A 14981-nucleotide genomic window follows, 5' to 3' on the forward strand; every position below is an offset into this window, starting at 1 on the left:
CACAAAAAAACCATCAACTTTTGGTTGATGGTTTTTGCTTACTAGTAAGTAAATATTGTTATTTGATACTTTCAATTTGGACAACTTCATTTGCTTCTGCATTATAATCAACACCAGCAAATTCAAATCCGAATAAATTTAAGAAATCATTTCTATAACCTGCAAGATCACCAATTTCTGGTAATGTTTCTGTAGTTGCTTCTAACCAAAGTTTAGCCACTTTAGCCTGAACATCTTCACGCATTTCCCAGTCATCAATTCTAATTCTTCCTTTTTCGTCTACAGGAACATCAGAACCATTGTATAATCTGTCTTGGAACAAACGCTGAATCTGCTCGATACAACCTTCGTGAATTCCTTCTTCTTTCATTATTTTGTATAAAAGAGAAATGTATAACGGAATTACAGGAATTGCAGAACTTGCTTGAGTTACTAAAGCTTTATTTACAGAAACATAAGCTTTTCCTCCAATAGATTTTAAAGAATCTCCAATTGTAAATGCTGTAGCTTCTAAATGATCTTTCGCACGTCCAATCGTTCCTTTACGGTAAACCGCTTCTGTTAAAGATGGTCCGATATAAGAATAAGCAACAGTTGTAGCTCCTTCTGCTAATAAATTTTCATTTTTCAAAGCATCGATCCACATTGCCCAGTCTTCACCTCCCATAACAGCAACTGTATTCTCTATATCTTCTTCATTTGCTGGAGCGATAGAAACTTCAGAAACTTTACCTGTATGAAAATCAACAGTTTTGTTTGTAAAAGTTTGTCCGATTGGTTTTAAAACTGAACGATGTGTAACTCCGGTAGTAGGATTTGTACGTACTGGCGAAGCTAAACTATAAATAATAAGATCCACTTGTCCTAAATCAGCTTTGATTAAATCTAGAGTTTCTTTTTTAATTTCATTTGAAAACGCATCTCCGTTGATGCTTTTTGCATATAAACCTGCTTTATGAGCTTCTTTTTCAAATGCTGCAGAATTATACCATCCTGGAGAAGCAGTTTTTCCTTCAACCGGCGGTTTTTCAAAAAACACTCCAATTGTTGCAGCACCAGAACCAAAAGCACTAGTAATTCTTGAGGCCAATCCGAAACCTGTTGAAGCACCAATCACTAAAACTTTTTTAGGACCAGCAATTTCTCCTTTAGATTTAACATATTCAATTTGATTTTTAACATTTTGCTCAGCTCCCGTTGGGTGGGCAGTCAAACAAATAAATCCTCTCATTCTAGGTTCTATAATCATCTTGCAATTATTTTTTTTGTATTATTTCAATTTCAGTTTTAATTTTTCAAAAATAGACATTTTATCCTTAACCCTTTTCATATTAGCATTCATATTGTCAATAAAATTTGGGTTTAATGCATTTTTGGTTGCTGCTTTATAATAATTATAAGCCATAATATATTGACTTTCATACTCTGCCATTCTACCTAATTCACTATTATAAGTAGAATTATCTGCATTTTCTAAATTAGCCAAAGTAAAATTAATATGCTCTTTTGCTTCGGCATATCTGCCAATATCAATTAATAAATAAGTATAATTTAAATAAGGTGCAGGATATTTAGTATCGAACTTCATCGCAAGTTTGTAATGATAAATTCCTTTCTCATAATCACTTAATTTATTGTAATAAATCCATCCTAAATGATTGTGAGCTTTTCCAAAATCAGGATACTGCGCTAAAATTTCTTCAAGTAATTCTTTTGCGTCTGCCGAATTTCCCTCAGAAATTAACGCATCTGCTTTTATAAATTGATTTTCGTAAAAACTCAAACTTTCCATTCCTATGTTTTTAATTCAATAATTGTTTTGCATGGTTTAAAGCCGAATCAGAAATATTTGCTCCAGATAACATCTGCGCAATTTCTAAAATTCGTTCTTCCTGCGATAAAAGCTTTAACTCAGACTGCGTATCATCTCCAACTGTCGATTTTGAAACTTTAAAATGAGAATCTCCTTTTGCTGCAATCTGCGGCAAATGCGTAATGGCAAATATCTGCATCGTTGCACTCATTTCTTTCATAATTTCACCCATTCTAATCGCAATTTCTCCAGAAACTCCTGTATCAATTTCGTCAAATATAAGGGTTGGCAATTTCGAATATTTTGCTAAAATAGCTTTTACAGCCAGCATAATACGAGACATCTCTCCTCCAGATGCTACTTTTTTCAACAAACCAAAATCCGTTCCTTTGTTGGCAGAAAATAAAAATTGCAATTCGTCTTTTCCGTTTTGAAAGTAAACTTCAGAAGGTAGTAATTCCATTTTAAAACGAACATTTGGCATTCCTAAAGTTTCTAAAATAGAAATTAATTGTTCTGAAAGCTTCGGAATTGCATTTACCCTGTTTTGGTGAATTTGAACTGCATAATTATCTAGTTCTATAGTTTTCTCCTCAATAATTTTAGATAAAGCTGCTATTTCTTCATCCATATTATCGAGTTCCAATAAACTGTTACCTAATTCAGCTTGAATTTGAAGCAGATTATCAACAGAATTTACTTGATGTTTTTTCTGCAAATTATAAATCAATTGCAATTTCTGATTTACTAATTCTAATTGCACCGGATCATTTAGCAATTTTTCCGAACAATTTTCCAGTTCTTTAGAAACATCATCAAATTCAATAGCTAAGCTTGTTACTCTTTCAAATAAATTTTGATATTCTGGTGAAAATGGAGCCACTTTCTGCAAAGCTGCTTTAATTTCATTTAAATTATGAAAAACACCAAACTGTTCCTCGTTTGCTATTGTAAGCGATTTATCAAGAGATTCTTTGATTATTTCAACATTATTTAGCTTTTCATAATCAGCCTCTAACTCTTCTTGTTCGCCAGATTTCAATTGTGCAGACACTAATTCATTTAACAAAAATGTATTGTATTCCTGTTCCTTTCCTGAATCACTCTGCTTTTTAATCAAAGCATTCCATTTTGATTTATCCGCTTTATAAGATTTAAGCAATTTTTGATATTCTGAAATAACCCCTCCATTATTGGCAATAGCATCTATAATCTTGAATTGCACATTTTCATCTGACAATTCCTGAGTTTGCTGCTGCGAATGAATATCTATTAAATACAAACTTAAATCTTGAAGTTGCTGCAGATTAACAGGACTGTCATTTATAAAGGCACGCGATTTTCCAGAAGGCAAAATTTCACGTCTAATGATCGTTTCATCTTCATAATCCAGATCATTAGCTTCAAAAAACTCTTTTAAATTGTATTTCGAAATTTCAAAATGCGCTTCAATAACACATTTTTCTTCTTTATTTTTTAAAGAAGTAAGATCTGCTCTTTTACCTAAAACGAGACCAATAGCACCTAAAATAATTGATTTTCCTGCTCCTGTCTCACCTGTAATTATAGAAAAACCTTTAGAAAAATCTATCGCTAGTTTTTCAATAAGAGCATAATTTTTAATTGACAGTGACGTGATCATAGAGCAATTTTGTAAAAATAAAGGTTAAAGTAGGTTTTAAAAATGAAACAGATTTAATATTTAATCTGTGACCATTTAGTAGAATTTAATGGCGAAACTTTGTTTAAAACATCTGTTAAATCGGTAACAGAAATACTTGGTCCTCCAGAAAAAATAGAAACAATTTCATCTGATTTTGCATCAAAGAAAACTCGGGTTATAAACGCATTTGGTTTAACTGAATTTAATTTACCTATAAGCATTAATGCAGATTTTATTTTTTCTTTTGAGGCTTTTAAATCTAAACTCATACCATCTAATCCAGTATGATAAGCGTACATAGTTTGGCGTAAATCGCTGTAAGTCGGCGCAATCATATCATTAATCAAATAATAACGATTTTGAAGCCCATCTGATTGATTCCAGCCTTTAAATCCGCCTTGTTGCGCAACGTTAGCAATGTTTTGAGCAGTTTGAAGATATTGATTTCCTGCACCCATTTGAAAAGTATCAGCATCCATACCTAAAATCATATAACAATAAAAAGATATAACAGAAACTAAATTTGAGTCATAAGTATTTGGATTAAATAGCAATGGTTCGTATTCTGTATATCTAAAATTAAAATCTTTGTCGTTATAATTTAAAACCGGTGAAGAATAAGTAGAATTAAAAATCAATCTTGAAGATTGAACCTGAATAGTTCCTGTAAATTGATCTGAACTGTTAGATGATAAAGTAATATACATCGAGCAGTTAATTCTTTCGTTTTGTTTTAAAATTGAACCTGTCCAGTCTGTTTTGTTTACAAATTCAGACAATGAGGTTTGAAGCGTTTTAAAAACCTGATTATTCGGGTTCGTAAGTCGCTCTGTATTAATAGTTACTGTACAATTTAGCTGCTGCCCTTGCACAAAACCAAAGCTTAGAAATACTAACAGCGTAACTATCTTATTCATAATTGTATAAATATTAAATTTAAACATAAATTGTTGGGATTTATGTTCTCGGCGTATATTTTAAATCTAGGATTTTGAAAAATGCAGAATAACTTTATTCAAAATATCAGCCGCTACAAATTCTTTTGATTTTAATTCCATTGGTTCGATTTCAAAATTTTTATCAATAAAGGTTACTTTATTGGTCTCTTTTTTAAAACCTGCTCCTTTATCTTGTAAGGAATTTAAAACAATCAAATCTAAGTTTTTTTTCTGAATTTTCAACTTAGCATTTTCAATTTCATTTTCAGTTTCTAATGCAAATCCAATTAAAAACTGATTTTTTTTAATAGCTCCTAAAGAAGACAAGATATCTTTTGTCTTTTCAAGTTCTATCGAAAACTCAGCTGCAGTTTTCTTAATCTTTTGGTCTGCAACAAATTTCGGTCTATAATCTGCAACAGCTGCCGCCGCGATTGCTGCATCAACGTCATTAAAATACAAATGACAAGCATCGTACATTTCTTGAGCAGATACAACATCCACAACCTTTACTAAAGCATTCTTAGCCTTATAATACGTTGGACCAGCAATTAAAAACACCTCTGCTCCTAGACTTGCAGCTTCATTGGCAATATCAAACCCCATTTTACCAGAAGAATGATTTCCTATAAAACGTACGGGATCTATCGCTTCGTATGTTGGTCCTGCAGTAACTAGTATTTTTTTTCCTTTTAAGGGCAGTTTACTCTCTAAATCAGCTTCTAAGAAAGCAATTATGTTTTCAGGTTCAGCCATTCTTCCTTCACCAGATAAGCCACTAGCCAATTCGCCATTTTCAGCTGGAATCATTACATTTCCAAACTGTTTTAATGCCGCAAAGCTCGATAAAGTTGAAGGATGCTTATACATATCCAAGTCCATTGCAGGTGCAAAATAAACTGGACATTTAGCCGATAAATAGGTTGCAATTAAAAGATTATCACAGTTTCCTGTAGCCATTTTCGATAATGTATTGGCTGTAGCGGGAGCAATCAACATAAGATCAGCCCAAAGTGCTAATTCAACATGATTGTTCCAAACTGCATCTTCATCATCTTGATTAAAGAAACTTGAATGTACTGGATTTTTAGATAACGTAGATAACGTTAATGGAGTTACAAAATCCTTAGAAGCAGGTGTCATTATCACTTGGACATGTGCACCTGCTTTTATAAAAAGTCGTACTAATGAGGCTGTTTTATAGGCTGCAATTCCACCAGAAACTCCCAGTAAAATTTTTTTCCCGTTTAAAACTGACATTATACTGTTATTTGTTTGAACTTCTGTGGTAAGTTTTACCGTCTAACCATTCTTGAACAGCTAAAGCGTGTGGTTTAGGTAATTTTTCGTAAAATTTAGAAACTTCGATTTGTTCTTTATTTTCAAAAACTTCTTCTAGACTATCATTATAAGTAGCAAACTCTTCTAATTTTTCAGTCAATTCTTTTTTAATCTCAGAATTAATTTGATTTGCTCTTTTAGCCATAATGGTAATTGCCTCATACACATTTCCTGTTGGCTCTTCAATAACTGTTTTGTTGTAAGTTATTGTGTTAACAGGAGCATTCGTCTTTTTTAAATCCATGACTTTATTTATTTAGTAAATTTTTGTAAATCTGTTTCAACTCTAGCATTCATTTCGTCTGCTTTAACTTTGTATTTTGTGTCGCTTTTAAACTTAACTAAGTTATTGTAAGCTACTTTGGCAACATTTAGGCGTTCTTCCATTTTTGAAGGTACACTATTGATTGCCAATTGATATGCTGAATCATATTTATAAAACAGCGCATCTTCTTTAAAAGGTGTTCCAGGATAATCAGCGATAAAATTATCAAAAGCAACTAAAGCTGATTTGTAATCTGAAATTGTATTGTAACCTTTAGCATTTTCGTATGCTTTTTTCTCTAATTTACCATTTAACAGCTGCACAGTTTCATTTGCCTGAGCTACATATTCTGAATTTGGATAATTATCAATAAAAGCTTGTAATTTTTCTAATGCTTTTACGGTATCTGTTTGGTCTAAACTGTAAACTGGTGCAAGTTTTGAATAGCTGTATGCACCTAAAAAAGCAGCTTCCTGCACTTTTTCGCTTCGTGGATAACCTGAAACAAAACTTTCGAACTGGTAACCAGCTAAATAATATTGTTTTGTTTTATAATAAGATTGCGAAAACATGTAAAATAGCTTTTCTGCCTGAGGTTTTCCTCTATAAGATGTAGCCAATTGTTCGAAAAGACGAATCGCTTTTGAATATTTACCAGCATCATACATTTTGGTTGCCATCTCAAATTTAGCCGCAACATCTTCATTTTTTAATGCTTTTTGATACTCACTACAAGAACAAAAAAGGGCCACAACAATTAACAGCGATACTATTCTTTTCATTTTCTTACTTTTATTATGATCTCTCAGACAATTTGCCAAAGCAAAATCACACCGAAGTTTCGGTGGCAAATTTAGTTATTAATTTAGCTACTACAAAATATTTTTTAGTATAATAAAATCCCGTAAAACTTACGTTTATCTAATACTGTTTTTTACAAATTCATTTAATCTTTCTGCCAGCGAATCATCTACGCTTACTAAAGGAAGACGAACGGTATTATCAGCAATTCCAAGGGCTTGGAAGATTTGTTTAATTCCAGCTGGATTTCCCTGCTCAAAAATCATATCAATACTGTCTGACAAGAAATAATGGGTTTTGAATGCATCTGCCACTTTTTTATTCAATCCTAAACGAATCATTTCTGAAAATTCTTTCGGAAAACCTTGTCCAATTACCGAAATAACACCAGCACCGCCCGCCAAAACAATTGGCAATGCCAGCATATCATCTCCAGATATAACTAGAAAATCTTTTGGCGCATTTTTAATAATCTGCATTGCCTGTGCCATGTCTCCTGCAGCTTCTTTAATTGCTACAACATTTTCAAAATCATTAGCAAGACGTATAACGGTTGAAGGAAGCATATTACTTGATGTTCTTCCTGGAACATTATATAGAATTACAGGAATTGGAGAAGCCTCTGCAATTGCTTTAAAATGCTGGTATATTCCTTCCTGTGTTGGTTTATTATAATATGGTGAAACAGATAATATTGCTTCAAAAGCAGAAAAATCTCTTGTTTTTAATTCTTCAACAATCTGCATAGTATTATTCCCGCCAACTCCCAAAACTAGAGGCAGTCTTCCTTTATTAACATCGATTACAGTCTTTATAATCAATTCTTTCTCTTCTGCTGTAAGGGTAGCGTTTTCTGCTGTAGTCCCCATAACAACAAGATACTCCACTCCGCCATCTATAGAGAAGTTTACAATTCGCTGTAAAGCTTCGATGTCAACTGAAAAATCTTTTTTAAATGGAGTCACAAGAGCAACACCAGTTCCTATTAATGATTGCATATTTTAATTGTAATTTATTTTATATTTTTTAAATACCTAAACAATTCTGAAACGAATAGTTTGTAATTTTCTAATTCTGTACTAATCATCCAGCGGTTTAAATTTTGATCTACAGCAGAAAATCCGACTTTAAATTTAGCTTTTGATTTATTGGTGATCATCATTAAAATGACATTTTCGACATTATAATAACTCAACAAAAGATCAAATTCTGAATTGACAAATTTGTTCAAAAAATCTTCGGTAATTTCTCCTTTCCAATTGATATGTTTTTTACCAAAAGTAGGTCTTAAATACGTTTCTTTCTCGTTAATTTTTCCTCTGTATGCAACAACTTTTATGTTTTCTGAAGCAATTCCATGAAGCTTTAATTCGTTAATCAGCGCTTCAGAATGGTCAAAATTACTTTCATCTATCAATAAACCAATTGTTTGAACGTTCTTAGAAAAGACCTCGTTTTTATTGTTACTTAAGTTATTTTTTAATGATTTTTTTACAAAAAATTCCTTTATATAATTTAAAAACATAGTACTTTTACTAGATTACAAAATTAATTATTTAAGTTGCATTTAAAATGGTAAAACTAAAAAAGTATAACGGATTTTTGAAACTTTTTGTTATATTCTTAACACTTTTTTTTACAGTTTCCTGTAGTCAAAAAAATTACAGTCTAAACAAAATTGAAGGGAAACAACTTCCTGTTACTGAAAAAACTGCTGAAACTCCAGCAATTGAAAACTTTATTAAACCTTATCGTGATCACATTAACCAAGATTTGGATAATGTTTTGGCTTATGCTCCTGAAACTTTAGACAAGAGTACAGGAAAATGGCAGACCAGCATTGGAAGTCTATTAGCTGATGTTTGCCTGCAAAGAGGAAATACTGTTTTTAAAGCACGCGAAAATAAAGATATCGATTTGTGTCTTTTAAATCATGGGGGCATCCGCGCAATTCTTCCTAAAGGAAATGTAACTACGAGAACCGCTTTTGAAATTATGCCTTTCGAAAACAATCTGGTTGTTATAGCTTTAAAAGGGGAACAAATTTTAGAAATTGCAGCCTATATTATTAAGGAGAAAAAACCGCAGCCTCTGTCTGGAATGACTTTTACAATTGCAAAAGACAATACTGCAAAAAACATCCTAGTTCAAGGAAAACCGCTAGATCTGAACAAGACGTATTATGTAGCTACAAATGATTATTTGGCAAATGGCGGTGACAGTATGATTTTCTTTACTAAAGGCACTCAAAAGTTTGACTTAAACTATAAACTTAGAAATGTATTGATTGATTATTTTAAAGATGTAGACACAGTTGTGGCTCCAAAAAATATCAGAATTAGAGAAGAATAAAAAAATTAAAGAAAAAAGTAAGCATTCCTGCAAAAAAAATATAAAATGAAAAGAAGAGAGTTTATCGAAAAAACAGCAGCAAGCACTGCCCTACTAAGTTTAGGATTGTCTTTGAGCAGTTTTGAAACTAACGATATTAAACATTTAACAATTCTACATACTAATGATGTGCACAGCCACATTGATCCTTTTCCTGCTGATGATCCGCGTAATCCTAATATGGGCGGTGTATCTCGTCGTGCGGCATTAATAGAGTCTATTCGTAAAGAAAATTCGAATGTGCTTCTTTTAGATGCAGGAGACATTTTTCAGGGAACTCCATATTTTAATTATTATGGCGGTGAATTGGAATTTAAATTGATGAGTATGATGAAGTATGATGCTTCAACTATTGGAAACCATGATTTTGATAACGGCCTTGATGGCTTATACGCTCAGCTTCCTCACGCCACTTTTGATTTTATCTGTTCTAACTATGATTTTAAAAATACGGTTATGGACGGACATGTAAAACCGTACAAAATCTTCAATAAAAACGGAATTAAGGTTGGTGTTTTTGGAGTTGGAATTGAATTACAAGGTTTGGTAGACAAGCAATTATACAAGGAAACTGTTTATAATAATCCCGTAGAAATTGCGCAGGACATGACACAGCTTTTGAAAAAGGAACAAAAATGTGATTTAGTAATTTGTCTTTCGCATTTGGGATATAAATATAAAGATGATCCAACTAAAATAAGCGATTTGAAATTTGCTGAACAAACTCAAGATATTGACTTAATTATTGGCGGTCATACTCATACTTTTTTAGACAAACCAACTATTGTAAAAAACAAAGCTGGTAAAGAGGTATTGGTAAATCAGGTGGGTTGTTACGGAATCAATTTAGGTCGAATAGATTTTTATTTTGATAAAGACAAAGCACATACAAACCAAGGTACAACTATTGTGGTGTAGGTTTATTTTGAATTCTAGCTTTTTCTAAAAAGTATTCTACCATAAAGAAATAAGCTAGAATTTGAGTTATGTCTCGTATTAAAACCAAAACAATCGAGTACGAGAAGTATTCATTGAAAATATAGAAAATATCTGAGAAGATATAGCTTACTGCCATTAATGACATCAGTAAAGTAATATGCGTTCCTTTGGTGATGTAACTTACAAAACAGTAATAACTTAAGACGCTTAAAACAATTCCGTAGAAAGTGTAAATTATGTGAAACCGTTTCATACTGTCTAATTGTAAACTCAAGACAGAAACTAGTAAGTAGACAATAAAAACTACCACAATAGAAATAGGCAGAATATCGCGTTTTGTTAATTTTATTCTTTCGTGCTCTTTAATGAAGATTCTAATAATTAAAAGGTAAACGATTAAAAAACATATTACTCCCCCTATTTCAGAACTTTCAATATCCATTAAGTCATATACCTGCCCTACAAAACAAAAAAAGAAAATCACACCTTCTGATTTTCCAATTTTGAATTCATTGCTAATTAAAAAATAAATAAAAATAGCCGGGAGAACTATTGCTTTGGCATACGTCGCAAAAAAGTCTTGTTCTGTATAATCAAAAATGATTGTACAGAACAATGCCAGAAAAAACAAAATTAACGACGGTTTATTCGGTTTCATTTAATTTGTTTATAAAATCTTCTTCTGATAATATAGGTATATTTAATTTAGTGGCTTTTTCTAATTTCGCTGGTCCCATATTATCTCCTGCTACAACAAAATCTGTTTTTGCAGAAATAGAGCTTCCAACTTTTCCTCCGTTATCTTCTATGGCTTTCTTCAATTCATCTCTTGAAAATTGACTAAATACTCCAGAAACAACAAATGTTTTTCCAACAAATTTCTCGGTCGCATTTGGATTTACTCTTTCTTCAATTTGAAACTGAACTCCATAATTTTTTAAGCGCTCAATGATTTTTTGATTTTCTTCATTTTCAAAAAATTCAACAACGCTTCTTGCAATTCTTTCTCCAATTTCATCAACCAAAATTAAATCCATTAATGAAGCTTTGCTTAAAGCATCGATATTTTTATAATGTTTGGCTAATTTTTTGGCTACAGTTTCTCCGACAAAACGAATTCCAAGTGCAAACAATACACTTTCGAACGGAATTTCTTTTGATTTCTGAACTCCATTTACCAAGTTTTCGGCAGATTTTTGAGCCATTCTTTCTAAATGTAGAATATCTTCTACTCTCAATTCATACAAATCTGCATAATTGTGTACTAAGCCATTTTTGAAAAGTAACGCCACAGTTTCTCCGCCTAGACCTTCGATATCCATAGCTTTTCTAGAAATGTAATGTTGAATTCTACCTATAATCTGCGGTGGACAACCGTAGAAATTAGGACAGTAATGATTGGCTTCACCCACATTTCTAACTAATTCAGTCTGGCATTCCGGGCAATAGGAAATATAATGTGTTACTTCTGAATTTTCTGGGCGTTTGGCTAAATCTACTGCAATGATTTTTGGAATAATTTCACCGCCCTTTTCTACAAAAACAGTATCATTTACCCTAATATCTAATTTTTCGATTTGATCGGCATTGTGAAGAGAAGCTCTTTTTACAATTGTTCCAGCAAGCTGCACAGGTTCTAAATTCGCAACTGGAGTTATGGCGCCAGTTCTTCCTACTTGATAGGAAATTGATTTTAATTTGGTTGAAACCTGTTCTGATTTGAATTTGTAAGCTATTGCCCAGCGCGGTGATTTTGCAGTATAACCTAATTCTTCCTGATGCTGAATGCTGTTTACTTTTATTACAACTCCATCTGTTTCGTAAGGAAGATTATGACGGTGCACATCCCAATAATCAATAAAGTCAAAAACTTCGTGCATATTATTGACTAGTTTTGCTTCTTTCGGTACTTTGAATCCCCAGCTTCTTGCGGCTTCTAAGCCTTCGAATTGTGACGAAAAAGGCAGGTTATTTCCCGTTACAAAATACAACAAACATTCTAGCGGTCGTTTTGCAACCTCAGCACTATCTTGTAATTTTAAACTTCCTGAAGCTGTATTTCTTGGGTTTGAATAAGGTGTTTCTCCAATTTCGATTAATTCCTGGTTCATTTTTTCAAAACCAGCAAGCGGCAGAATTATTTCTCCTCGAATATCAAATTTATCTGGATATTTTCCTTTTAAGTGTAAAGGAATTGATTTTATCGTTTTAATGTTATTGGTTACCTCATCGCCTTGAAAACCGTCTCCGCGCGTTAACGCCTGAACTAACTTTCCGTTTTCATAGGAAATACTAATTGAAGCACCATCATATTTTAATTCGCAGGTATATTGCAGATTAACATTTCCGAGCACTCTTTGAATGCGGTTTTCCCAATCCAGCAAATCTTCTTTAGAATAGGAATTATCTAAAGAATACATTCTATATTGATGTGCTATGGTTTTAAAATTTTTGGTAACTGTTCCGCCAACGCGTTGTGTTGGTGAATTTTCATCAAAAAATTCTGGATGTTTATTTTCTAAATCTTGAAGTTCTTTCAGTTTTATATCAAAATCATAATCTGAAATCGTTGCATTATCTAACACATAATAGTTGTAATTGTGTTGATTAAGTTCATTTCGTAATGTTTGAATGGTTTCTTGAATGCTCATAAAATATTGCAAATTATAATTGTGATAAACTGAATATCAAAATTAGAATTTATTTTTGTTCAAAAGCATAAAAATTGAAAGTTTTAAAAAATCAAAAATCAGACTGCAAATTCATGCAGTCTGATTTTCTCCTTGTCCATTATTCTTAAAAAAAGAATTAATAAAAACCAACTTCCAAATGGTTTCGACGTTACATGTTTTAGAATGATAATCAATAAATTACCACGAAAACATAAAACTATTTTTGAATAATGATAAAGTCTGAACGTCTATTTAACAGGTGCTCTTCTTCTGTACATTTTACACCATTTTTACATTTATTAATTAAACGAGTTTCGCCATAACCAATTGCGCTTTCAATTCTAGAAGGATCAATGTTTTGAGAGACAATATAATCTCTTGTAGATTTAGCTCTGTTGTCTGAAAGTTTTAAATTGTAGGCGTCTTTTCCTCTAGAATCTGTATGTGATTCAATTTTGATTCTGATGTTTGGAAATTTTCGCATAATAAAAACTACTTTAGACAATTCTTCAACTGCTTTTGGCGTAATGTCGTATTTGTCGTAATCGAAATAAATTGGATTTACATCGACTTTTTCAACCCCTTGTTTTTTAACAACTAAGTCATCGTAGTTACTCAATTCAAAATTTACATCTTTGATTTCGCCTCCATTTTCTTTAGTGGTTTCAACCGTTTTATCATCACTGCTGTAGTTCGGTTTTGCCGCAATCATTTTAATGACTTTGTTGCAAGGAACTTCTATGGCATATTTTCCATCGAAATTGGTTTTTATTTCGCCAAGAACTTCACTGAAAGAGTTATAAGCCATTATCGTAACATCAGTCAAAGGTTTTTTGCTTTTACGATCTATAGCCATTCCAGAAATACTCTGATTGCAGACTGGTTTTCCTTTTACGAAAGAATAGATATCATCATCGCCCTTTCCTCCTGCTCTATTAGAAGAAAAATATCCATAACCATCTGTTCTGTCAATTATAAAAGAAAAGTCGTCTTTGTTACTATTAACTGGTGCACCAAGATTTTTAGGGGTCGTGAAATTTCCATCTCCCAGAAATTTACTTTCATAGACATCTAAATCTCCCCAGCCATAATGTCCGTCTGAAGAGAAATACAAAGTCCCGTTTTGAAAAAATGGAAATACTTCGTTACCAATTGTATTAATGTTAGGTCCTAAATTTAAAGGCGAGCTCATAGTTCCGTCAGCTGCGATTTTTACCACGTACAAATCTGTTTCACCAAATCCTCCCGGCATGTCTGATGCGAAGAAAAGCCACTGCCCGTCTTCACTTAATGCTGGATGTCCTACGGAATAATCATCACTGTCAAAAAATACTTTCTGCGGATTCTCTAATTTATTATCAACAATTGATCCTTTGATAATCTGAAAATTATTGATTTTTGCATCGTCAACAACTAATTTGTTTTTCTTTACAATATTTGTCGAATAGTAAATCGTTTTTCCCTGAGTATCAAAACTTGCTGTTGCCTCGTGATATTTAGTCATTACATTCGGAAGAAATACTGTTTCATTAAACAAACTTCCATCGGCAGGATTTCTTTCCGCAAGATATAAATTCAGAAAAGGCTGATTGTTCCAAGTATATAGTTTTTCACTAAACTTAGTAGTGTCACGAGCCGATGTAAAAACCACATTGTCTTTGAAAAAAGTGGCTCCAAAATCTGATTTACTAGTATTAATATCTAAATTTTTAATGGTATAAAGAGGTTTTGCTTTTGCCACGCTGTCCATATATTTCTTTTGGGCAACATATCTGCTTATCTCTTTTTTATCTCCCTTTTTATCCAGATATTCTTTTGTAACTCTATCTGCTTCATCATAATCCATAACGGCTTTCATCGATTGGATATAACGCAGATAGTAAATATCAGTCAAATTATTTCCTTGAACTTCATACAGCTTTCTATACCATTTAAGTGCATTTCTAGAATCTGAAATGAAATAGTAAGAATCGGCAGCATTTTTCAGGGTTTGAGCTGAAGGATCTTTTATGTTCTGCAAACATTCCTCATAAGCTTTAGAAGCATCTAGATAAGAAAAGTTTCTAAACAAGGCATCTGCTTTCTTTAAGTTTGTTTTTTGAGCGAAACTAAACGTAACGCTCAAAATTAAACATAGGATATATAGTTTTCTCATAGG

14 protein-coding genes are annotated in these 14981 nt (G+C 32.3%); 2 read left to right on the forward strand and 12 right to left on the reverse strand.

Features of this window, described 5'->3' with window-relative positions:
* Positions 1-58: 58 nt before the first annotated feature.
* From fabV to ASE40_RS17720, 9 genes are all read right to left on the reverse strand, one after another.
* Entirely contained in the window at positions 59-1249 is a 1191-nt protein-coding gene (gene fabV / locus ASE40_RS17680) for an enoyl-ACP reductase FabV (protein ID WP_057118451.1), read from the reverse strand.
* Between the two features lie 21 nt (positions 1250-1270).
* Positions 1271-1792: a tetratricopeptide repeat protein gene (locus ASE40_RS17685; RefSeq protein WP_057118452.1), complete on the reverse strand. Its 522-nt coding sequence runs from the start codon at positions 1790-1792 to the stop codon at positions 1271-1273.
* Positions 1793-1802: 10 nt separating this feature from the next.
* Positions 1803-3455 (reverse strand): DNA repair protein RecN, encoded by a 1653-nt coding sequence (gene recN, locus ASE40_RS17690; protein ID WP_057118453.1) that lies wholly within the window; start codon positions 3453-3455, stop codon positions 1803-1805.
* A gap of 53 nt (positions 3456-3508) precedes the next feature.
* Positions 3509-4393, reverse strand: coding sequence for a DUF4835 family protein (locus tag ASE40_RS17695; RefSeq protein ID WP_057119837.1), 885 nt, complete (start codon positions 4391-4393; stop codon positions 3509-3511).
* 66 nt (positions 4394-4459) lie between these two features.
* On the reverse strand, positions 4460-5674 hold the full coding sequence (gene coaBC / locus ASE40_RS17700; protein WP_057118454.1) for a bifunctional phosphopantothenoylcysteine decarboxylase/phosphopantothenate--cysteine ligase CoaBC: 1215 nt from the start codon (positions 5672-5674) through the stop codon (positions 4460-4462).
* 7 nt (positions 5675-5681) lie between these two features.
* Complete coding sequence (locus tag ASE40_RS17705) at positions 5682-5999, reverse strand: DNA-directed RNA polymerase subunit omega (protein WP_008463064.1); 318 nt, start codon at positions 5997-5999, stop codon at positions 5682-5684.
* An 8-nt stretch (positions 6000-6007) separates the two neighbouring features.
* Positions 6008-6802, reverse strand: a complete 795-nt coding sequence (locus ASE40_RS17710) for an outer membrane protein assembly factor BamD (RefSeq protein WP_057118455.1) — start codon at positions 6800-6802, stop codon at positions 6008-6010.
* Positions 6803-6937: 135 nt separating this feature from the next.
* Positions 6938-7819, reverse strand: coding sequence for a 4-hydroxy-tetrahydrodipicolinate synthase (gene dapA, locus ASE40_RS17715; RefSeq protein ID WP_057118456.1), 882 nt, complete (start codon positions 7817-7819; stop codon positions 6938-6940).
* 14 nt (positions 7820-7833) lie between these two features.
* Positions 7834-8346, reverse strand: coding sequence for a DUF6913 domain-containing protein (locus ASE40_RS17720; RefSeq protein WP_057118457.1), 513 nt, complete (start codon positions 8344-8346; stop codon positions 7834-7836).
* Positions 8347-8393: 47 nt separating this feature from the next.
* On the opposite strand from ASE40_RS17720, the gene ASE40_RS17725 reads away from it, so the two are divergent.
* Positions 8394-9173, forward strand: coding sequence for a 5'-nucleotidase C-terminal domain-containing protein (locus tag ASE40_RS17725; protein WP_057118458.1), 780 nt, complete (start codon positions 8394-8396; stop codon positions 9171-9173).
* 45 nt (positions 9174-9218) lie between these two features.
* Positions 9219-10130, forward strand: a complete 912-nt coding sequence (locus ASE40_RS17730; protein WP_057118459.1) for a bifunctional metallophosphatase/5'-nucleotidase — start codon at positions 9219-9221, stop codon at positions 10128-10130.
* Here the strand turns inward: ASE40_RS17730 and ASE40_RS17735 are convergent.
* The 3 genes from ASE40_RS17735 to ASE40_RS17745 all read right to left on the reverse strand — a co-directional run bounded on the left by ASE40_RS17735 (position 10117) and on the right by ASE40_RS17745 (position 14978).
* The gene (locus tag ASE40_RS17735) at positions 10117-10809 is read right to left on the reverse strand and encodes a lysoplasmalogenase family protein (protein WP_057118460.1); all 693 of its coding nucleotides are present in this window, start codon (positions 10807-10809) and stop codon (positions 10117-10119) included. The genes ASE40_RS17730 and ASE40_RS17735 overlap by 14 nt on opposite strands.
* The gene (gene ligA, locus ASE40_RS17740; RefSeq protein WP_057118461.1) at positions 10796-12802 is read right to left on the reverse strand and encodes an NAD-dependent DNA ligase LigA; all 2007 of its coding nucleotides are present in this window, start codon (positions 12800-12802) and stop codon (positions 10796-10798) included. The genes ASE40_RS17735 and ligA overlap by 14 nt, the downstream gene beginning before the upstream one ends.
* Positions 12803-13040: 238 nt before the next feature.
* A complete protein-coding gene (locus ASE40_RS17745) occupies positions 13041-14978 on the reverse strand; it encodes an OmpA family protein (protein WP_057118462.1) in 1938 nt (645 codons plus the stop codon).
* Positions 14979-14981: the final 3 nt, after the last annotated feature.

Origin of the sequence: Flavobacterium sp. Root935 (genome assembly GCF_001429295.1) — a bacterium.
Taxonomy (GTDB): Bacteria; Bacteroidota; Bacteroidia; order Flavobacteriales; family Flavobacteriaceae; genus Flavobacterium.

What these genes read in the sequence shown, in the direction of transcription:
- ASE40_RS17745 (WP_057118462.1), bottom strand. Translation starts at nt 14,978, where the DNA reads ATGAGAAAACTATATATCCTATGTTTAATTTTGAGCGTTACGTTTAGT.
- fabV (WP_057118451.1), bottom strand. Translation starts at nt 1,249, where the DNA reads ATGATTATAGAACCTAGAATGAGAGGATTTATTTGTTTGACTGCCCAC.
- recN (WP_057118453.1), bottom strand. Translation starts at nt 3,455, where the DNA reads ATGATCACGTCACTGTCAATTAAAAATTATGCTCTTATTGAAAAACTA.
- coaBC (WP_057118454.1), bottom strand. Translation starts at nt 5,674, where the DNA reads ATGTCAGTTTTAAACGGGAAAAAAATTTTACTGGGAGTTTCTGGTGGA.
- dapA (WP_057118456.1), bottom strand. Translation starts at nt 7,819, where the DNA reads ATGCAATCATTAATAGGAACTGGTGTTGCTCTTGTGACTCCATTTAAA.
- ASE40_RS17730 (WP_057118459.1), top strand. Translation starts at nt 9,219, where the DNA reads ATGAAAAGAAGAGAGTTTATCGAAAAAACAGCAGCAAGCACTGCCCTA.
- ligA (WP_057118461.1), bottom strand. Translation starts at nt 12,802, where the DNA reads ATGAGCATTCAAGAAACCATTCAAACATTACGAAATGAACTTAATCAA.
- ASE40_RS17705 (WP_008463064.1), bottom strand. Translation starts at nt 5,999, where the DNA reads ATGGATTTAAAAAAGACGAATGCTCCTGTTAACACAATAACTTACAAC.
- ASE40_RS17710 (WP_057118455.1), bottom strand. Translation starts at nt 6,802, where the DNA reads ATGAAAAGAATAGTATCGCTGTTAATTGTTGTGGCCCTTTTTTGTTCT.
- ASE40_RS17685 (WP_057118452.1), bottom strand. Translation starts at nt 1,792, where the DNA reads ATGGAAAGTTTGAGTTTTTACGAAAATCAATTTATAAAAGCAGATGCG.
- ASE40_RS17695 (WP_057119837.1), bottom strand. Translation starts at nt 4,393, where the DNA reads ATGAATAAGATAGTTACGCTGTTAGTATTTCTAAGCTTTGGTTTTGTG.
- ASE40_RS17725 (WP_057118458.1), top strand. Translation starts at nt 8,394, where the DNA reads ATGGTAAAACTAAAAAAGTATAACGGATTTTTGAAACTTTTTGTTATA.
- ASE40_RS17735 (WP_057118460.1), bottom strand. Translation starts at nt 10,809, where the DNA reads ATGAAACCGAATAAACCGTCGTTAATTTTGTTTTTTCTGGCATTGTTC.
- ASE40_RS17720 (WP_057118457.1), bottom strand. Translation starts at nt 8,346, where the DNA reads ATGTTTTTAAATTATATAAAGGAATTTTTTGTAAAAAAATCATTAAAA.